This window comes from Acinetobacter sp. 24-47-47 (genome assembly GCF_057737035.1).
This window is the reverse complement of record NZ_CM173216.1, coordinates 2,590,888-2,609,380: the sequence shown is the minus strand read 5'-3', so window position 1 is coordinate 2,609,380 and position 18,493 is coordinate 2,590,888. Positions and strand designations below refer to the sequence as shown.

Annotated in this window: 19 protein-coding genes; 15 read left to right on the top strand and 4 right to left on the bottom strand. The window is 40.9% G+C overall.

The features are described 5' to 3' along the window. The first annotated feature begins 29 nt into the window (after positions 1–29). Genes AC1M9E_RS12210 through AC1M9E_RS12190 form a run of 5 tightly spaced genes read left to right on the top strand, consistent with a single transcriptional unit; the run spans position 30 to position 3,906 of the window. Entirely contained in the window at positions 30–1,301 is a 1,272-nt protein-coding gene (locus AC1M9E_RS12210) for a styrene monooxygenase/indole monooxygenase family protein (protein WP_481607784.1), read from the top strand. Continuing rightward, positions 1,288–1,812: a flavin reductase family protein gene (locus tag AC1M9E_RS12205; protein WP_092766728.1), complete on the top strand. Its 525-nt coding sequence runs from the start codon at positions 1,288–1,290 to the stop codon at positions 1,810–1,812. The genes AC1M9E_RS12210 and AC1M9E_RS12205 overlap by 14 nt, the downstream gene beginning before the upstream one ends. Further along, positions 1,809–2,579, top strand: coding sequence for an SDR family oxidoreductase (locus tag AC1M9E_RS12200; RefSeq protein ID WP_092766729.1), 771 nt, complete (start codon positions 1,809–1,811; stop codon positions 2,577–2,579). Before AC1M9E_RS12205 ends, AC1M9E_RS12200 begins: the two co-directional genes overlap by 4 nt. Next, positions 2,576–2,908, top strand: coding sequence for a non-heme iron oxygenase ferredoxin subunit (locus AC1M9E_RS12195; protein WP_092766730.1), 333 nt, complete (start codon positions 2,576–2,578; stop codon positions 2,906–2,908). The genes AC1M9E_RS12200 and AC1M9E_RS12195 overlap by 4 nt, the downstream gene beginning before the upstream one ends. Before the next feature lie 5 nt (positions 2,909–2,913). Beyond that, complete coding sequence (locus AC1M9E_RS12190; protein WP_481607785.1) at positions 2,914–3,906, top strand: 2Fe-2S iron-sulfur cluster-binding protein; 993 nt, start codon at positions 2,914–2,916, stop codon at positions 3,904–3,906. Between the two features lie 35 nt (positions 3,907–3,941). Here AC1M9E_RS12190 and AC1M9E_RS12185 read toward each other — a convergent pair whose 3' ends face one another. Next, positions 3,942–4,589 carry a response regulator transcription factor gene (locus tag AC1M9E_RS12185; protein ID WP_092766732.1) on the bottom strand — a complete coding sequence of 216 codons (648 nt, stop codon included), beginning with the start codon at positions 4,587–4,589 and terminating at the stop codon, positions 3,942–3,944. Then, positions 4,580–6,067 carry a PAS domain S-box protein gene (locus tag AC1M9E_RS12180; protein WP_481607786.1) on the bottom strand — a complete coding sequence of 496 codons (1,488 nt, stop codon included), beginning with the start codon at positions 6,065–6,067 and terminating at the stop codon, positions 4,580–4,582. The genes AC1M9E_RS12185 and AC1M9E_RS12180 overlap by 10 nt, the downstream gene beginning before the upstream one ends. 392 nt (positions 6,068–6,459) lie before the next feature. Here AC1M9E_RS12180 and AC1M9E_RS12175 point away from each other — a divergent pair, with 392 nt between their 5' ends. The 5 genes from AC1M9E_RS12175 (at position 6,460) to AC1M9E_RS12155 (ending at position 9,879) form a co-directional block, all read left to right on the top strand. Beyond that, complete coding sequence (locus AC1M9E_RS12175) at positions 6,460–7,347, top strand: DMT family transporter (RefSeq protein ID WP_092766734.1); 888 nt, start codon at positions 6,460–6,462, stop codon at positions 7,345–7,347. A gap of 170 nt (positions 7,348–7,517) precedes the next feature. Then, complete coding sequence (gene ureE / locus AC1M9E_RS12170; RefSeq protein WP_481607843.1) at positions 7,518–8,003, top strand: urease accessory protein UreE; 486 nt, start codon at positions 7,518–7,520, stop codon at positions 8,001–8,003. Continuing rightward, on the top strand, positions 7,990–8,655 hold the full coding sequence (locus tag AC1M9E_RS12165) for an urease accessory protein UreF (RefSeq protein WP_481607787.1): 666 nt from the start codon (positions 7,990–7,992) through the stop codon (positions 8,653–8,655). The genes ureE and AC1M9E_RS12165 overlap by 14 nt, the downstream gene beginning before the upstream one ends. Positions 8,656–8,677: 22 nt before the next feature. After that, positions 8,678–9,292 carry an urease accessory protein UreG gene (gene ureG / locus AC1M9E_RS12160; protein ID WP_092766737.1) on the top strand — a complete coding sequence of 205 codons (615 nt, stop codon included), beginning with the start codon at positions 8,678–8,680 and terminating at the stop codon, positions 9,290–9,292. A gap of 17 nt (positions 9,293–9,309) precedes the next feature. Continuing rightward, positions 9,310–9,879, top strand: a complete 570-nt coding sequence (locus AC1M9E_RS12155; protein WP_035266789.1) for a HupE/UreJ family protein — start codon at positions 9,310–9,312, stop codon at positions 9,877–9,879. 59 nt (positions 9,880–9,938) lie between these two features. On the opposite strand, the gene AC1M9E_RS12150 is transcribed toward AC1M9E_RS12155, so the two are convergent. After that, positions 9,939–11,849, bottom strand: a complete 1,911-nt coding sequence (locus AC1M9E_RS12150; RefSeq protein ID WP_481607789.1) for an ATP-binding cassette domain-containing protein — start codon at positions 11,847–11,849, stop codon at positions 9,939–9,941. 34 nt (positions 11,850–11,883) lie between these two features. On the opposite strand from AC1M9E_RS12150, the gene AC1M9E_RS12145 reads away from it, so the two are divergent. The 4 genes from AC1M9E_RS12145 to topA all read left to right on the top strand — a co-directional run bounded on the left by AC1M9E_RS12145 (position 11,884) and on the right by topA (position 16,575). Continuing rightward, on the top strand, positions 11,884–12,129 hold the full coding sequence (locus tag AC1M9E_RS12145; RefSeq protein WP_035266784.1) for a SlyX family protein: 246 nt from the start codon (positions 11,884–11,886) through the stop codon (positions 12,127–12,129). A 112-nt stretch (positions 12,130–12,241) separates the two neighbouring features. Continuing rightward, complete coding sequence (locus AC1M9E_RS12140) at positions 12,242–13,252, top strand: hypothetical protein (RefSeq protein ID WP_035266782.1); 1,011 nt, start codon at positions 12,242–12,244, stop codon at positions 13,250–13,252. A 202-nt stretch (positions 13,253–13,454) separates the two neighbouring features. After that, on the top strand, positions 13,455–13,904 hold the full coding sequence (locus tag AC1M9E_RS12135; protein ID WP_035266779.1) for a hypothetical protein: 450 nt from the start codon (positions 13,455–13,457) through the stop codon (positions 13,902–13,904). A gap of 31 nt (positions 13,905–13,935) precedes the next feature. Beyond that, positions 13,936–16,575 carry a type I DNA topoisomerase gene (gene topA / locus AC1M9E_RS12130; RefSeq protein ID WP_035266776.1) on the top strand — a complete coding sequence of 880 codons (2,640 nt, stop codon included), beginning with the start codon at positions 13,936–13,938 and terminating at the stop codon, positions 16,573–16,575. A gap of 55 nt (positions 16,576–16,630) precedes the next feature. Here topA and AC1M9E_RS12125 read toward each other — a convergent pair whose 3' ends face one another. Then, entirely contained in the window at positions 16,631–17,146 is a 516-nt protein-coding gene (locus AC1M9E_RS12125; RefSeq protein ID WP_481588666.1) for a hypothetical protein, read from the bottom strand. Between the two features lie 134 nt (positions 17,147–17,280). On the opposite strand from AC1M9E_RS12125, the gene AC1M9E_RS12120 reads away from it, so the two are divergent. Next, entirely contained in the window at positions 17,281–18,423 is a 1,143-nt protein-coding gene (locus tag AC1M9E_RS12120; protein ID WP_481607790.1) for a glycerate kinase family protein, read from the top strand. Positions 18,424–18,493: the final 70 nt, after the last annotated feature.

Sequence of the window (18,493 nt, the reverse complement as noted above, 5' to 3'; positions counted from 1 at the left end):
GAATCAATACGGCCTAAGGGGAATTTAAGATGAGAAAAATTGCAATTATCGGTGGTGGACAAGCAGGCTTATTACTCGCGTTCTCGCTACTCGAAAATAAATATGATGTCACTTTATATGTAGATCGCCCTGCGGATGAATTGTTACACGGTCGTATGGTCAGTACCACGATGTTCTTCGCCAATACATTAGAGTTTGAACGCAAACTTGGTTTGAATTTCTGGGATGGGAAAGCGCATCGTGGTCAAGCATTGCATGTCGATTTTCGTGCACCAAACGGCGATATCATGTTACCTGTGACTGGTTTTTTACATGATAATGACGGTATTGCCATGGACCAACGAACCAAATATCACCGTTGGTTAGAGGAATATCCGCGCCGTGGTGGCAAGCTCATCATTCAAAATGTCAGTCCAGAAGATTTGGAAGTAATCACTGCTGAAAATGATTTGACGATTTTGGCGGCAGGTAAGGGCAATATCACGAGTTTATTCAAACGCAATGAAACACGTTCAGTGCATCAAACGCCGCCACGTAAATTGGCTGCTGCACTCGTCGTAGGTGATGATTTGTGTGGTCCAAATAGTTGGCAAGGTCAACCCTCACAGACCTTACATTTCAACTTCGTGGCAGGTGCAGGTGAATACTTCAGTATGCCATTCTACAGCCACACACATGGCCCATGTCGTAGCTTCCTTTTTGAGTGTGTGCCGAATGGACCCATGGATATCTTCGATGATGTCACCAATGGCGAAGAAATGGTCCAACGCATGAAAGAAGCGGTTGCCAAAGTAACACCAGATCAAAGCTTCCGTATGGTCGATAATATGGAATTAAGTGATCCAAATGCATGGCTCAAAGGTGCATTCCGCCCTGAAGTTCGAGATCCTGTTGCAACCTTAGATAACGGTGCAAAAATTTGGGGGATTGGAGACACTGTCATTGTAAATGATCCAATCGCAGGACAAGGCGCAAACAATGCAACTCGTATGGTGGAGCATTATTTAGCTGCGATTTTAGCACGAGGTGATGAAGACTTTAGTGCAGATTGGATGACAGAAGTATTCGAGCAATTCTGGGAAAAGTCAGGTCATTATACCACAGAATTTACCAACTTGCTGTTAAACCCACCAAGTGAAAGCTTATTGCAAGTGTTAGGCGCAGCATCGCAAAACCAAGCGATTGCAGATGATTTTATGGGGCATTTCAACAATCCATGTGGTTTCTGGCCAGCGGTAGATGGTGAAGCTGGGGCAAAAGAATACTTGTCACGAAAGGAGTTTCAACATGCAGCTGCCTGAATTACTTTGGCAGGATGTTGATCTGGCGGAAGCGAAATCGCTCCGTCAGGCATTTGGTGGCTTTGCGACAGGAGTGGCGATCGTCACTTGCCTAGACCAAGATCAACAACCTGTAGGGTTGACGATTAATTCCTTTAGTTCAGTGTCTTTAGATCCTGCATTGGTGTTATGGAGTTTAGTCAATCATTCTCCAAGCCGATCTATTTTTGAAAATGCTGAATACTTCGCCATTAATATTTTAGGTGCACATCAGCAGGAAGTAGGCTTAAACTTCGCTAAGCCGATTGCGGACAAATTTCAGTATGGTACGTGGAAAATTCAAGGTTCGAAAGCACCTGTTTTAGAAGGATGTGTCGTGCAATTTATTTGCAAAAGAGCTCAACAAATTGAAGCGGGTGATCATCAAATCTTCCTCGGTAAAATTGAGCAATGTCGCCACAGTAATCAACGACCTCTGCTGTTTTGCAAGGGACAATTTAATGAATGGCCTGAGTACAAGGAGGTTTCATGACAGACTTAGATGGAAAAGTCGTCTTGGTGACAGGTGGTGCGACACATATTGGTCAAGCCGTAGTCCAAGAGTTGAAAGGCTTAGGTGCACAGGTCATTGTTGCTGATATTAATCAAACTCAAGGACAGCAAGTTGCACAATCAACCCAAGCTCAGTACGAATTTCTAGATCTCGCTAATGATGACAGTATTCGCACATTAAGTGGAAAACTCACTCAGTTAGACGTCTTGGTTAACCTAGCGTGTTTGTATGAAGATCATGGATCTGAATCTACACGTCAAGATTGGCAAAACACGTTCAATGTCACGGTATTTGGTCACGCAGCGTTAGTACAAGCATGTCGACCACTTTTGAAAAAAAGTACTGATGGTGCCGTAATTAATATCAGCAGTGTCAGTGCACGTATTGCACAAAAAGAACGCTGGGTCTATCCAGCATCTAAAGCAACTTTAGAGCAACTCACACAAAGCATGGCACTGGATCTAGCACAAGATGGTATTCGTGTACATGCACTCTCATTAGGTTGGACTTGGTCCGTCCCAATGCAAATGATTTCCGGCGGAGACCGCGCCAAAACTGATCGAGTGGCAGGACGTTTCCATGTGTTAGGACGTATTGCGGATGCAGAGGAAGTCGCACAAGCATTAAGTTTATTGTGTAGCCCGAAAGCAAAATTACTTACAGGCAGTGTGATTCATGCCGATGGTGGTTATCACATTCTAGGTCCTGAAGCCACAGATTCACCGATAGAGGAGTTAACTCAATGAACATTAAAATGACCAATGTTGCTGAGAAATTTTTGTGTTCAACCTCTGATGTGGAACAGGGTGAGGGACTACAAATCATTATTGACGGTTATCCTCCATTGGCAGTGTTTCACTTAGAAGATGGCGAGTTCTATGTCACCGATGATACGTGTACACATGGTGATGCATCATTGGCAGATGGTGAGATTGATGGCTGTGAAGTGGAGTGCCCATTTCATGCGGGTGCATTTAATATCAAAACCGGTGAACCATGTGGTGCACCTTGTACGATTCCACTGAAAACCTATCAATCGATTGTACGTGACAATAATGTTTATTTGGTGGAGTGATGCCGATGTATAAAATCCAAATAGACGGTCAAGCCGAATTTTATTGTTCAGCTAATGATGTATTGCTACGCGGTGGCTTACGTGAAGGATTAGGCATTCCTTACGAATGTAATGCGGGTGGTTGCGGGACGTGTAAAATCGAAGTCCTGTCAGGTGAAGTAGAAAATTTATGGGCAGATGCACCTGGATTAAGCGATCGTGATAAACGTAAAGGTCGGTTACTGGCGTGTCAGTGTCGCCCCAAATCTGATTGTGTCATTAAGCTTCGTTTAGACGAACAATGTGTTCCTAAAATTATTCCAAAACAAAAAAGAGTAACATTGAAGCATGCTCATTTGGTGACACATGATATTTTGGAAGTACATTTTCAATCAGATGAGCCAGCACAATTTATTCCTGGACAATACGCTTTAATTTGGGTGAATCAACAGTTACTTCGTGCGTACTCAATGTCTAACCTACCGAATGAAGAGGGGTTATGGATCTTCCAAATTCGACGTGTTCCTGATGGTAAAATGACCAATTTGTTATTTGATGAACAGTTACGTGAAAAGGCTGATATTCAAATTGATGGTCCATATGGGTTAGCGCATTTACAAGAGAAGCCTCGCCCTATTGTCTGTGTGGCTGGTGGTTCTGGACTTGCTCCCATGTTAGCGATTGCTCGTGGCGTTGCAGTTAACCCACATTTGCAACATCAAAAAGTCTGGTTTTTCCATGGTGGTCGTGAGCAACGTGATTTGTTTACTGAAAATCAATTACGTGACTGGACAGAGTTAGGGGAACGCCTCAATTATGTACCTGCAACCTCCTCTGAACTCATTGAAGGTATCCGTTCGGGGTTTATTCATGAAGTGATTCAAGATGTATTAGGCGAACAGTTGCTTGAGCATGAAATTTATTGTGCAGGTCCGCCACCGATGGTGAAATCTATTGAACAAATGGCCCATCAAGCAGGTATTCCACAACAACAAATTCATTTTGATCGTTTCTTTTAATCGAAGATATCATTTTTCTCCCGCTCAGGCGATGGTTAACCCATCGCCGGTATTGAGCGATCACGACACATCAAGACCATATTGACGATCTGTGCGATAGATTCAGTTCCTAATTTCTGACGAATATGAGTGCGGTGAATTTCTACTGTTTTATGGCTGATATTCAACATTTGTGCGATATGTTTACTCGAAAGTCCATCGACCAATAAATTTATAATCTCACTTTCTCTTGGTGATAAAGATTTCAATTTAATCATCTGTTCTTGACGTTTTTCTTCTTCAATAAAGTCTTGTTCAGCAAGTTGCAGACAGGCTTGGATTTGATTAAGCATATGTTGTGGATTAAAAGGTTTTTCTAAAAAATCAAATGCCCCAGCTTTCATCGCATTGACCGACATTGGAATGTCGCCGTGGCCAGTCATGAAAATGATCGGCATACGGGTTTTTTGTTGGTTCAATTGTTGTTGTAATTGCAAGCCACTCATTCCTCGCATACGAATGTCAAGAATCAAACATGCAGGCGTTTGCGGGCGCTGATAATTCAGGAATTCAGTAGCACTATTGAATGTTTTTGTTTCGAGTTGCACGGAATCGAGCAACCATGTGAGTGAATTACAAATGTCTTGATCATCATCTATCACATACACAATGGGCTCGGGAACATGAGAATTGGTTAAATACATTTTGTACGCTCCTGTGCTGCCAGAGAGATATTAAAAATAGCGCCGGACTCACCTTCACAGACCCATAAATAACCATGATGGTTTTCAATGATGCTTCGAGACAGAGTTAAGCCAATACCCATGCTGTTGTTTTTACTTGAATAGAAAGATTCAAAAATTTGTTCTGGATTTTGCCCTTCGAGTCCAGGCCCATTATCTGCAATTGCAATTCGAGCATGTTGGTTATGTTGCCAAGTGCGGATATAAATGTCCCTTTCACCCTCAGGGTTAGTTTGTAGAGCATCGACCGCATTGAAGACGAGATTGATAATGACTTGGCTAAAGAGCGTTTCATCTGCTGATATAAAAATAGGCGAAACACTTAATTCATAATGGATGGTACATCCACCTTGATCTGCTTTAAGCTTAATCAAAGGATGTAACTCTTGAATAAGATGACTCACAGAATGAATCTGGAAATTCGCTTCGCCTTTACGTAAAAAGCTTCTCATGCTGTGAATAATGCCATTAACGCGATGTGTTTGATTTAAAGCAGCATTGAGGGCATCAAGAGTCTCTTGTGTGTTGGCTAAACCGTTTTGAATGCGAATAATACTACCTCCGACGTAATTGTTGAGTGCAGCCAGTGGTTGATTTAATTCGTGGGCGAGTGCTGTAGCCAGTTCGCCCATCGTTTTGCAACGTGACATATGACCAAGTTGCTTTTCACGAGCACGTGCTTTTTCTTCAGCCTCAATACGCTCAGTGATATCACGATAATTCACCAATATGCCCTGAATATCAGGGTGATCTAATAAGTTACGATAGGTTGCCTCGTGGTGTCGCCATTTTCCATTGTGGTGCAAGATTTTGTAATGAATCACACTAAGTGCACGTTGTTCTGTTTTTTTAAATAGAAGCTGTCTGACTTTAATACGATCATCAGGATGAATTGCAGTTAACACATTCTTATTGAGTACAAAGCGATCCCGATAACCAAGAATACCTTGTAATGATGGGCTGGCATAAAGTAGTTTGCCTTGTAAGTCGAGAATAGCAATCCCATCTCCCGAATGCTCAAGCAGCATTTTGAAATATTGATCTTTAGACTGTAGAGCATATTGATACTTTTTGATTTCGCTGATGTTACGTACTAGAGCGAGAAGCTTTGGTTCATTTTCAATCTCAACTTTTTTAAGACATACTTCAACTGGGATATGACGTTGGTCTTGAGACTCTATTAACCATTCAAATGTGATTGCTTCGTCTGTTGTAGTGGCGGCCTGTTGAACTTTTCGGAGTGCATGATGCAAATCAAAACCATGTTGAAAAGCACTGATCTTTTCAACGTTCATTTGTGTCAATTCAGATTTACTATATCCAGTAAGTTCTACAGCGGCTTCATTGGCATCCATAAATTGGACACTGCCAATATCATGTACAAAAATTGCATCGCCCGCTTTATCAAAAATAGTTTGATAATATTGTAAGCTGGTCATTGTAGGTCCTTACCTGAGATGGCTTCCGGCTATCGGGTATAGGGTGAAATATCGTCACTGATAAATCATTTTTTTTATAAGTAAATACTGCATTAAGGGGCAGCATCTTGCAATTAGACTTAGGGTCTAATTACATACTTTTAACATATAAAAATATTCATGTGAAAAATTTATCAGTGATCTCAATGTTATGCAATTTAGATACCATGTTACTTCAACTGATTTAGGTGACAGTTACACGAGGAATGTTAGCTCAAAAAATATCATCTTTTTATCTAACGAATAAAATCAAACTTTATGCTATCTACATACAATCCTTTTTTGATTAGTCATTACACTGGATGAGGCATAGAATAAAACCCGTCAGTCCTACTCATTAAAGTGATATTTTTATGGCGTTCAGTTGGATTCTCTTTACCCTCATGGCTGCTTTTATGCAGGCTTGGCGCAATGCCTTTCAAAAACAACTGAGTACCACTGTCGATGTATGGGGCGTGACCCTTGCACGCTTTATCTTCGCCTTGCCTTTTGCATTGATTTATTTGAGTAGCCTTTATCACTTTTCACCGGTAACAGCGACTGTTCAATTTACGACAAAATATTGGGTTTATATTTTTATCGCAGGCATTAGCCAAATTTTAGCGACTGCGTTAATGGTGCAGTTGTTTAAGCAAAAAAACTATGCCATTGGCGTGGGACTGGCTAAAAGTGAAGCGATCTTAGCTGCAATCATTGGCGTTGCTTTTCTCTCTGATCATTTGTCATGGTTGGCATGGTTTGGGGTGTTACTGGGTGGTTTTGCTGTGTTTCTGTTGAGTCGGGGACATGGTTTTACTGGATTTTCACCCAAAACACTGATGATTGGCATCGGGAGTGGTTTGTGTTTTGCTATCACTTCACTATTGGTCAGAGAGGCCAGTCTTGAACTAACAATGTTGCCAACAATTCATCGCGCTGCATGGGTATTACTGTCGGTGATTGGCTTACAATGTTTGAGTATGCTTTTGTATCTCAGTTTATTCAGTCATCAAACGTTGCTGGCGATGTGGCAACGTCTAGGACTGACCTTTAAAGTCAGTGTATGTAGTTTTATGGCATCTCTCGGATGGTTTACTGCCATGAGTATGATGAGTGTCCCAGTGGTGAAAACACTTGGTCAAATTGAAATCTTATTTAGTTTGTTGATCTCCGCTTATTTCTTTAAAGAAAAGTTAGCGAAAGCCGAACATTGGGGATTAGCCTTAGTTGTGATAGCGGCAATCTTGGTGATCTGGGCTTAAACATTTTTATAGATCATTGAATATTCTTTAATAAGAAGAAGGGGATGCACCAATAGATTTCATGTTGGCATGAATAATGCTTAATTTTGATGCGTAAATGGATTGATGTTGAACAAGACATTTCGCGAGTTGAAATTAAAGCAAAGTATTCAAGCGACAATAGGAAAGGCATGAAAATCTATACTCAAAGAATAGAAGCAGTGACAGAAGATCAAGCTTTCGAAACTGTGCAACTCAACTTTGATACACGACAAAAGAGCCGTTTTCGTGCAACTTTAGTTTCAGGGTGCGATATTGGTGCAGATTTACCGCGCACAGGCATTCTTCGCGGAGGATCATTTATTGCAACTGAAACAGGTGACTTACTGCGTGTGGATGCATTGCCTGAACGCCTGATGTGTGTCCAAGCTTCATCTGAATTTGAGCTTTTGAAAGCAGCCTATCATTTAGGGAATCGTCATGTCCCTCTTATGCTCACGCCTAGTGCACTATATTTTGAACCTGATCATGTCTTAGCCGAAATGGTCGAAGGATTGGGTTTACTGGTCACGGAAGTGGATCATCCATTTGAGCCAGAAAGTGGTGCTTATGCTCAGCATGCACATGATCATCGTCTAAGCCCAATCAAAGCGATTCATGCTCATGCGCAACACTAATGCAGTTCATTTACTCAAACTGTTAACTTTGTCCTCTACAGCTTTGCCTGTAGGCGCTTATTGCTATTCGCAAGGTGTTGAAAGTGCGATCGATCAAGGTTTGATTCATGACGAGCAATCCAGTATTGCGTACTTCGAAGAAGTTCTGGAAATGCTTTTAGTTCGTTTTGAGCTACCTGTATTGAAGCGTTTGATGCAGGCCCATGATAATGAACAGCAGTTTAATCATTGGGCGCAGTTGTATCGAGCCAGTCGTGAAAGTCGTGAGTTATTGGCTGAATCGCAGCAGTTGGCATTTTCCTTGAACGCATGGATTAAAGATGTATTGAAAATGCCCGTTACGGTCAAAAAACAACTTGGATTTGTACCCGTATATGCTCAGTTATGTGGGCGATTGGATCTGAATATCGAAGATGTTTTAACGGCGTATACGTTTACTGTTTTAGAAAACCAAGTACTTGGCGCAGTCAAAACTGTGCCGCTCGGTCAGATGAGTGGTCAACGGATTTTGTGGCACTTACATGGACTCGTCCCTCAGGCCATCGAAAAAGCATTGCTTTTAGACGATACGCAACTCAGCAGCGCACTTCCTCAGTACGCCATGCTCAGCATGTCACATGAAACCCAGTATTCGCGTCTATTTAGATCTTAAAAATTATCATAAGGAATCAATCATGTCAGAACGTTCTCCTTTACGTGTTGGAATTGGTGGACCAGTCGGTTCAGGTAAAACAGCACTTACCCTGAATTTATGTCGTGCCTTACGCCATAAATACAATATGGCGGTGGTGACCAATGATATTTACACCAAAGAAGATTCCAACTTCTTAACTCGTCATGAAGCCATGTCACCCGATCGTATTGTGGGGGTGGAAACTGGCGGTTGCCCGCATACGGCTATTCGTGAAGATGCTTCAATCAATTTGGCAGCGATTGATGACTTATGCGAAAAGTTTGATGGTCTAGAGTTAATTATCATTGAAAGTGGCGGTGATAATTTGGCAGCAACGTTTAGCCCTGAACTGTCTGATCTGACGCTATATGTGATTGATGTTGCTGGTGGTGAAAAAATTCCACGTAAAGGCGGTCCAGGCATTACCAAGTCTGACTTACTGATTATCAATAAAACAGATCTGGCGCCAATGGTTGGAGCGAATTTGCAGGTGATGGATCAAGATGCCAAGCGTATGCGAGGAGATAAACCGTTCTTGTTTTCAAACATGAAAACTGAAGATGGTTTAAACGAGATTATCAGTTTTATTGAAAAACAAGGTTTATTCAAAGCTTAAACAAGAGGGCTTAAAGGATGAAACAATGCAATAAATTCGGTCTATTCATTCTGGCAAGTGTTCCGAGCCTTGTAATGGCACATCCAGGCCATCATCACCATGACGCTAATTTTTGGACGGGCTTCATTCATCCGTTTACAGGATTGGATCATTTGATGATGGCACTCAGTTTCGGCGTTTTGATGTGGAGCATGTCTAAAATTTGGAAGATGATTGGGGCATGGGGCTTGCTTACAGCGCTCGTTGCTGGATTCAGTTTAGGTGCGCATGGAATTATTCCGAATGGCGTTGCAGAAATTGGAATTGTAGGTTCATTGTTCATCTTAGCTGTAAGTTTATGGACCAAATCGAACAGAATTTTTCCAGTTGCAGCAGTGTTTCTATCAGTTTTTCATGGTTCAGCACACGGAGCTGAATTAGCGATGAATGGAAATGTTGGCGTTCAGATTTTAGGCATGATTACTGCCATGGCAATGATTTATGCTCTTGGACTGGGTTTAGGGGCATTGATGGTGAAATTTGTTCCACAAGGTAAAAAGATTGTAGGTGTGCTAGCAGCATTGGTTGCAGTAATTGGTTTAGCGTGATCAAACTTGGCAAAATAAAAAACTCCGCAAGCGCGGAGTTTTTTTATTCATCAGGGTAATCAGCCACCATTCGCAAGACTTTCAAGCGCTTCCCAGCGCTCTAATTTCTCTAAAAGTAACTCATCAATTTCAGTAAGGCGAATCGAAAGTTGAGTTGCTTTGTCACTATCTGTCACAAATAAAGAACCATCTGCTAAAAGCGCATTAATCTCGGCTTGTTCCTTTTCCAAAGCTTCCATTTCAGCAGGAAGTTGTTCTAAAGCACGTTGATCTTTATAGCTTAGTTTTACTTTTTTAACCGCTGGTGCAGGGGTTGCCGCCGCTTCAGCTTTTGCAGCTGCTTTCTTCACCGCAGATTTCTGATCGACTACAGTTTGATCAGGACGTTGCATGAGGTAGTCTTGATAACCACCGACATATTCATCGATATTGCCTTTGCCATCGAATACCCAAGTTGAGGTCACGACATTGTCCATAAAGGCACGGTCATGCGAGATCAACAATAAAGTTCCTTTGTAATCACTGAGCATCTCTTCAAGCAGCTCAAGCGTCACCATATCCAAGTCATTGGTTGGCTCATCCATCACGATGAGGTTCGATGGTTTAAGCAGTAATTTCGCTAATAAAATGCGGTTACGTTCACCACCAGAAAGGGCTTTTACAGGTGTACGAGCACGTTCAGGGGAGAACAAGAAATCTTGTAAATAGCTATAGATATGACGACGTCCGCCATTGATATCGACAAAGTCTGACCCTTCGGCCACGTTGTCTTTTACCGATTTTTCAAGATCGAGTACGTTACGAAGCTGGTCAAAATAAGCCACTTCGAGTTGTGTCCCTGTTTTGACCGTACCTGAGTGTTCTTGTTGACCCAAAATTGCTTTGATTAGCGTGGTTTTACCGACACCGTTATCGCCCACGAGACCAATACGATCTCCACGCAGAACCAGTGCATTAAAATCTTTGATAATTGGAGTGTTGTCGCCAAATTGCACACTGAGGTTTTCAATTTCGAAGACCACTTTGCCTGAACGTTGAGCATCTTGGGTAGCCATGCTCACTTTGCCTTGCTGCGAACGGCGGGCTTTAGATTCTTCACGTAATGCTTTTAAGGCACGTACACGACCTTCGTTACGGGTACGACGTGCTTTAATGCCTTGACGAATCCAAACTTCTTCTTCTGCTAGCTTTTTATCGAACAGCGCATTTTGTTTTTCTTCAGCTTCCATCTGTGCAGCTTTGAGTTCGAGGTAACGTGAATAGTTCCCTTCATAACTGCGTAAGATGCCACGATCCAGTTCCACAATACGTGTAGCAATACTGTCTACAAATGAACGGTCATGCGAAATGAAGAGTAATGTTAAATTATTTTGATCGAGTAAGAATTTTTCTAACCACTCGATACTTTCAACATCTAAATGGTTCGTTGGTTCGTCGAGTAACAAAACATCAGGTTGGGTGAGTAGTGCGCGTGCAAGAAGCACACGACGTTTACGACCACCTGAAAGATCAGCTAAATCAGCATCAGGATCAAGTCCCATTTTACTGAGGATTGAATTCACTTTAGTTTCAAGTGCCCAACCATCTAATTGATCCATTTTATGTTGCAAGTTACCCATGCGATCGCAAGCTTCCATATCGCCGAGTACACAAGCTTCGCTTGCTTCGTGATAAGCTCTAAGAACAAAAGCTGCTTCACCTGCGCCATCTGCCACAATATCTGCAACACGTCCCGAGTCCATTGGCACGTCTTGAGCCAGCATAGAAATGGTGATGCCATTTTGCAGGGAAACTTCACCAGCATCAGGCAATAAACTTCCATCAATGAGTTTAAGTAAAGTAGACTTACCCTCACCATTACGGCCAATCAAACACACTCGTTCGCCGCGTTCTAAACTAAAATTCGCGCCGTCGAGTAAGTACGGTCCACCAAATGCGAGTTGGACGTCCCTTAAGGTAATATAGGCCATAATGTTTCCTGAAATCCCCTGATGAGGACTTATAATGTCGAATCAAAAAAATCTAAATGAGCAGGCGTCATTTTCCGCACCCATAGAAGATTTGCAAGTCCGAATTGCATTTTTAGATGAATTAGTTGATCAGTTAAATATTCAAATTGCATTACAAAGCCGTGAAATCAGCGATTTAAAGAAACAAATGCAAATTTTGTATCAACGTGTTGAAGCTACTCATGCTGACGATGGTGTTGCTCCATTTGATCCAATTTTGGATAAACCGCCACATTATTAAGACGTGACATAAATACTGATTATTTATCAAGAAGTATGCGTAAATAGTTTGACCTTTGATATGAAGGTCGTTGTAATAGTCTTTTCACTTGCCGAATTCTGAATCTTATCCTATGAGCGCTAAAGTTGTCCTAATAGATCTTGAAAATAACATGCCGACTTCGACGTTATTTCGGGAGATTGTGCAACATTACACCACGACCTATCTATTTCATTCGAAAGGGAGTTTTCATTACAGTCTCACTGATTTGACTGAATTTGCGAGTTGGATTAGTAGTGGTCAAATTGTCATTTTAGAAATGCTTGAGGCAAAAGAAAAAGAATTTGAGTACGCTGTGATTGTGGGGCAAATCTTGGCATTGGTTGAGCATGGCGCAGAGATTGATGTGATTTCTGCACGAGACTGTAGCACCATGTTGGCTGACATGATGCGAGCTTCTGGCATTCAATGTAATTTGATACAGGTACAACCAGAGCAACCTGTGTCAAAACTCAAATACAACGTGCCTTCAGTTGAAACTATTCGTCAAAATCATGATTTATTTAAAGTAAAGCAGTATTGTGATGTTGTGGTTCGTATGGAAGGGAAGCCCAACACCTTAGCTAAGCTTAAAAACTCGATCGAGAATACGTTGAGAATAAATGACGAGCACAGCGCTAAATTGATTGGCATGCTGATTAATTTAAAGGTAGTTAAAAAAGAAGGTGAGCAAATTTCCTTTCGTAAAAAGGTATTAAAGCAGTGGGCTCAATTGGATATGAATGTTGATGAAGATGTAGTAGCAGACCACAAGCTTGGGCAGGTAGATGCGTTATTGGCGAAGCTACATATCGAAGCAAAAGACATTTTAGCTGAAATTGAAGAGTCACAAGACATTCAACATATTCAGAGTGATTTGTTTAAAAATTTTGAAAAAATAGATCCTGTCCAGCTGGAAGTCATCCAAAAATTGAATGCTTTAAAATCCGGAAAGCCTAAAGATATTTATGAACTGCGTGATTTATTAGAACAACTATTTCCAAAATCAGATGTGCGGTTATTGCTTAAGGAAATGATTGATAAAGGATATATTTATTGGAATGGTCATGAAGTACTTTATAGCCATGAGATGTTTTTGAACTAAAAATGCCTCGGAAAAAAGCGATGATTTTATCGCTTTTTTTTATTTCAGTTGCACTGTGCTTAGGTGAGTTATACCACATCATGCCTTATTTGGTTCAGGTCTCAATACTGGTTTCATGCCGCTATAAATCGTATTTTTAATTTTCAACTTGCCTTTTATATTCGGCTTATGCAACTCTAATATAAGAAGCAAAAGGTGAACTATGGAAAATGCTGGACTTTGGATAACGATTCTTATCGTTGTTTTTGTGCTGGGCTCGATCTTCGGATTACGTGTAAATCCAAGAGAAAAAGCTTTGGGGATCATGCGTGAGAAAGCGCGAAAAATGGGATTACACCCGCGTTTGATTGCTGCACCTTCATGGACCAATATTCCAATGGCATCAGAAAATCGTGCCAGTATGGTAGCGTATTACAGCGTTATCATTCCTGATGGTCGCCTACCTTTAATGCGCGCATTGGTTGAAAATGAAAAACTTAAGGTTGTTCACGGGAATGAGAAATTTAATGATTTCCCCATTGCATTAAAAGGGATTTATGCTATTGATATGCAGTCTAATTGCGTCGGTTTGTACTGGAAGGAAGAAGAAGATCTTCATGCTACACAACTTGATGAAATGAAAGCACTTTTACACAAATTGGCTGAAATTTAATTTTTTAATCTTATAGGAATAACGGTTCACTATGGCGAATGCTCCTAAGTCCACATCCAAAAGCGCTACAGCTCAATCGTCAGAAGCTGGAAAAAAACGTGCTTTAGTGATCGTCGAGTCGCCTGCTAAAGCGAAGACCATTAATAAATACTTAGGTTCAAACTACATTGTGAAATCATCTGTGGGTCATGTCCGTGACTTACCAACAGGTGCTTCAAAAAGTACGGAAAAGAAACCAGTAACACGTACCAAACAGACTGCTGAAGAGAAAGCTGAAAAAGCTCAACAGGCACTGATCAATCGTATGGGGGTAGACCCTGAGCACGGTTGGAAAGCACACTATGAAGTGCTTCCTGGTAAAGAAAATGTTGTTTCAGAACTGAAAAAGCTTGCTTCGCAGGTTGACGAGGTCTATCTCGCAACTGATTTGGACCGTGAAGGAGAAGCGATTGCTTGGCATTTAAAAGAAGTTATTGGTGGTGATGACTCTCGTTATAGACGTGTGGTTTTCAACGAAATTACTAAAAATGCCATTCAAGAAGCATTTAAACAGCCTGCTCGTTTAGATATTGATAAAGTCAATGCACAACAAGCACGCCGTTTCCTTGATCGTATTGTTGGCTTTATGATTTCACCACTATTGTGGGAGAAGATCGCACGTGGTTTATCTGCGGGTCGTGTACAGTCAGTTGCTGCGAAACTTGTGGTTGAGCGTGAGCGAGAAATTCGTGCTTTTATTCCTGAAGAATATTGGCAAGTTTTTGCAGATACCAAATCTAAAAAAGATGATATTCGTTTAGAAGCAGTCAAACAGTCAGGTAAGACATTAAAACTTCAAAACAAAGCACAAACAGATGCTTTATTAGATGTTTTAAAAGACGCTGAATTCAAAGTTGCTGCCCGTGAAGATAAACCGACCAAAGTTAATCCGAGCGCACCTTATATCACCTCGACCTTACAACAAGCAGCAAGTACTCGACTCGGTTTCTCTGTAAAGAAAACGATGACGATGGCACAGCGCTTGTATGAGGCAGGTTATATCACCTATATGCGTACCGACTCTACATTCTTGAGTGATGATGCGGTCAATATGGTACGTGGACATATCGAAACTGAGTATGGTGAAAAATATCTCCCTGCAAAGCCAAACCGTTTTGGAAATAAAGCAGGTGCGCAAGAAGCCCATGAAGCGATTCGTCCATCAAACGTCGCACTGAAGGGTGATCAACTTGCGGGTGTAGATCGCGATGCTCAGCGTCTATATGATCTGATTTGGCGTCAGTTTGTTGCATGTCAAATGACACCTGCTGAATATTTGTCTTCGACGATCTTGGTTGACGCGAATGGTGTAGAGCTTAAAGCTAAAGGTCGTACTTTGGTATTTGATGGCTTTACGAAAGTACGTGGCCAGAACAAGTCGGATGATGATGTTTTACTGCCTGCTGTGAAAGTGGGTGAAGTTCTACAACTTCAAAAGTTAGATCCTTCGCAACATTTCACTAAACCGCCTGCACGTTTTACAGAAGCATCATTGGTGAAAGAGCTTGAGAAAAAAGGCATTGGTCGTCCTTCAACTTACGCAGCGATTATTTCAACGATCCAAGATCGTGGCTATGTGAAATTGGATAACCGTCGTCTCTATGCAGAGAAGATGGGTGAAATCGTTACAGATCGTTTGGACGAAAGTTTTAACAACTTAATGAATTATGCATTTACTGCAGATCTAGAAGGTCAACTGGATAAAGTTGCAGATGGTGAGCGTAATTGGAAAGAGTTATTAGATAGTTTCTATGGTGATTTTAAGAAACGTCTGACTACTGCACAGGGTGAAAATGGCATGCGCCGTAATCAGCCTGTTGAAGTTGATGCTGTGCATTGTAAAGAATGTGATCGTCCGATGCAGATTCGTACCGGTACCACAGGTGTATTCTTAGGTTGTTCTGGCTATAACTTACCACCGAAAGAACGTTGTAAAGGTACACTTAACTTAACGCCAGTAGAGTCTTTGGCTGCATTATCTGATGATGAGTCTGCAGAAACCGCAGATTTAATGTCGAAAAAACGTTGCCCAATTTGCGAAACAGCAATGGATAGCTACGTTATTGATGGTGGTCGTAAACTTCATATTTGTGGGAACAATCCAGACTGCGAAGGTTTTGAGCTTGAAGAAGGTGAGTTCAAAATTAAAGGGTACGATGGTCCAACAATTCCATGTGACAAATGTGATGGTGAGATGCAGTTAAAGACAGGGCGTTTTGGTCCTTATTTTGCCTGCACAAGCTGTGAAAATACACGTAAAGTATTGAAGAATGGTCAACCAGCACCTCCTCGTGTCGACCCGATTAAAATGGAACATTTGCGCTCAACGAAACATGACGACTTTTTCGTATTACGTGATGGAGCAGCAGGCTTATTCTTAGCAGCAAGTAAATTCCCTAAAGTGCGTGAAACTCGTGCTCCTAAGGTTGCGGAATTGCGTACGGTTGCTGAACAGCTAGATCCAAAGTATCAGTTTATTCTGCAAGCGCCAGATACTGACCCTGATGGAAACCCAACTTTAGTGAAGTTTAGTCGTAAAAATCAAGCGCAATATATTGGTTCTGAAACGCCTGAAGGTAAACAAACGAAATGGTCTTTGATTTACCAAGATGGTAAATGGATTGAAGCTTAACGTTTAAATAACAGAAAATGCTGACCTAGGTCAGCATTTTTTTATGACATTAAATTTATTGTCTTACACATACTCTTGAGAGATTTTCTATTTCTGTATCAAATAGAATGAAATTCGCAATCATTTCTTTGTTATCGAGTTTTTTAATTAGTAATTTCACAGCATCAGGATCAGCTAAAGCTGATTTAAGGTTTAATTGCTCTTCAACTTGAGCATTGTCTATTTCAAATTTCAGTAATTTATTTTGATCAATTGTGAGTATATGTTCTTGTAAACTCCATTGAGCTTCAGATTGGGTATAAGCAATTGCTTTCTCGTTATCTTTAATAAAGGTCATTTGATTTTTTTCAAAATATTGACCATTTGGTTTGAACTCAGACACTATTTCGCTTTTCGCAGCATAACCCATGTAATCCATTTCTTCAGTACATTTCCATTTGGCTGAAAGTGCTGATAATTGAATATTTTCACTACTGTGTGAATTGGTTGCAGACGAGCTGGTAGCTTGATTACATACAAAAATGAATGTACACAGCACTAAAGTTTTTTTAAATATTTGATATTTTTGCATTGTTATACCGTTATTTTTTTTGGGGAATTGTAAGTTTATTACAATATATATAAGGGTTCTATTTGAAAAATTGAAAATCTCAATGTAATAAATAAGTATCTGAATTAATTTAAATATGAGAATAGCAATAAAGTATGCAGCAAAGGATAGAAACTTTTATTTTGGCTCCCGACTCTTTCAAAGAAAGCATGCCTGCTGAGCAGGTATGCATGATTATGAAAAATGCCATCCATAAAGTCTTACCCGATGCACAATGTATTTTGAATCCAATGGCAGATGGTGGTGAAGGAACCATTGATGCATTGGTCATGGCAAAATCAGGATTAAAAATCGCGTGCGAAGCACAAGGCCCATTCGCTAATCAGCGTGTCATGACTCATTTTGGATTAATTGATCAGGGACAAACAGCAGTCATTGAAATGGCGAAAGCCAATGGCATTCATCTCATACCACCTCATTTAAGAAATCCTTTGTTCACTAATACTGTAGGAACAGGGCAACTGATTGCTGCAGCTCTCGAATTCGGGGTGAAAAAGATCATCATCGGATTGGGTGGGAGTGTGACCAATGATGGTGGTGCTGGTATGGCGCATGCTTTGGGCGTGAAATTTATTAATCAATATCATGAAGCATTTGAGCCAACAGGTGGAAACTTAAACCAAATCGATTCCATTGATGTGTCACAACTCGACCCAAGATTGACTAAAACAGATATTGTTATTGCTTCAGATGTAAACAATCCATTATGTGGTCCACTTGGCGCATCTTATATTTTTGGTCCGCAAAAAGGGGCAACACCTGAAATGGTGCAAGTATTGGATCATAATTTATTGCACTTTGCAGGGGTGGTAGAGCAGCAGCTTTTAGTCGATTTACGTCATCGATCTGGTGCTGGTGCAGCAGGTGGTTTGGGATTTGGTTTGATGGCATTTACAGGCGCAGATATTCGATCGGGTGCTGAATTAATCATTGAGGAAACTCAATTGGCTGAAAAAATTGCGCAAGCTGATTATGTATTTACGGGTGAAGGGAAAATTGATACTCAGACTCAATTTGGTAAAACCCCATTTGCCGTTGCTCAAGTCGCATATCGGCACAACAAGCCTGTATTTGCATTCGCTGGTAGAGTTGGTGAAGGGGTAGAACCATTGTACGAACAAGGGTTTCATCACATCTGTAGTATTAATCCTCTGGATCAAAGTTTGTCAGAATCCTTGAAAAATGCAGTTCAGAATTTAGATTTAACGGTACAAAATATCGTAAGGCAGTATATCTAATCCTCTATGTAAGTGGGCTTTGAGGTTTAAAACTGAAGCGTGTTTGTATTTTCTAAATCTAGCTCTGTTA

What these genes read in the sequence shown, in the direction of transcription:
- AC1M9E_RS12185 (WP_092766732.1), bottom strand. Translation starts at nt 4,589, where the DNA reads ATGTATTTAACCAATTCTCATGTTCCCGAGCCCATTGTGTATGTGATA.
- AC1M9E_RS12165 (WP_481607787.1), top strand. Translation starts at nt 7,990, where the DNA reads ATGCGCAACACTAATGCAGTTCATTTACTCAAACTGTTAACTTTGTCC.
- AC1M9E_RS12155 (WP_035266789.1), top strand. Translation starts at nt 9,310, where the DNA reads ATGAAACAATGCAATAAATTCGGTCTATTCATTCTGGCAAGTGTTCCG.
- AC1M9E_RS12125 (WP_481588666.1), bottom strand. Translation starts at nt 17,146, where the DNA reads ATGCAAAAATATCAAATATTTAAAAAAACTTTAGTGCTGTGTACATTC.
- AC1M9E_RS12200 (WP_092766729.1), top strand. Translation starts at nt 1,809, where the DNA reads ATGACAGACTTAGATGGAAAAGTCGTCTTGGTGACAGGTGGTGCGACA.
- AC1M9E_RS12150 (WP_481607789.1), bottom strand. Translation starts at nt 11,849, where the DNA reads ATGGCCTATATTACCTTAAGGGACGTCCAACTCGCATTTGGTGGACCG.
- AC1M9E_RS12205 (WP_092766728.1), top strand. Translation starts at nt 1,288, where the DNA reads ATGCAGCTGCCTGAATTACTTTGGCAGGATGTTGATCTGGCGGAAGCG.
- AC1M9E_RS12145 (WP_035266784.1), top strand. Translation starts at nt 11,884, where the DNA reads ATGTCGAATCAAAAAAATCTAAATGAGCAGGCGTCATTTTCCGCACCC.
- AC1M9E_RS12190 (WP_481607785.1), top strand. Translation starts at nt 2,914, where the DNA reads ATGTATAAAATCCAAATAGACGGTCAAGCCGAATTTTATTGTTCAGCT.
- AC1M9E_RS12175 (WP_092766734.1), top strand. Translation starts at nt 6,460, where the DNA reads ATGGCGTTCAGTTGGATTCTCTTTACCCTCATGGCTGCTTTTATGCAG.
- topA (WP_035266776.1), top strand. Translation starts at nt 13,936, where the DNA reads ATGGCGAATGCTCCTAAGTCCACATCCAAAAGCGCTACAGCTCAATCG.
- AC1M9E_RS12195 (WP_092766730.1), top strand. Translation starts at nt 2,576, where the DNA reads ATGAACATTAAAATGACCAATGTTGCTGAGAAATTTTTGTGTTCAACC.
- ureG (WP_092766737.1), top strand. Translation starts at nt 8,678, where the DNA reads ATGTCAGAACGTTCTCCTTTACGTGTTGGAATTGGTGGACCAGTCGGT.
- AC1M9E_RS12120 (WP_481607790.1), top strand. Translation starts at nt 17,281, where the DNA reads ATGCAGCAAAGGATAGAAACTTTTATTTTGGCTCCCGACTCTTTCAAA.
- ureE (WP_481607843.1), top strand. Translation starts at nt 7,518, where the DNA reads ATGAAAATCTATACTCAAAGAATAGAAGCAGTGACAGAAGATCAAGCT.
- AC1M9E_RS12135 (WP_035266779.1), top strand. Translation starts at nt 13,455, where the DNA reads ATGGAAAATGCTGGACTTTGGATAACGATTCTTATCGTTGTTTTTGTG.
- AC1M9E_RS12140 (WP_035266782.1), top strand. Translation starts at nt 12,242, where the DNA reads ATGAGCGCTAAAGTTGTCCTAATAGATCTTGAAAATAACATGCCGACT.
- AC1M9E_RS12210 (WP_481607784.1), top strand. Translation starts at nt 30, where the DNA reads ATGAGAAAAATTGCAATTATCGGTGGTGGACAAGCAGGCTTATTACTC.
- AC1M9E_RS12180 (WP_481607786.1), bottom strand. Translation starts at nt 6,067, where the DNA reads ATGACCAGCTTACAATATTATCAAACTATTTTTGATAAAGCGGGCGAT.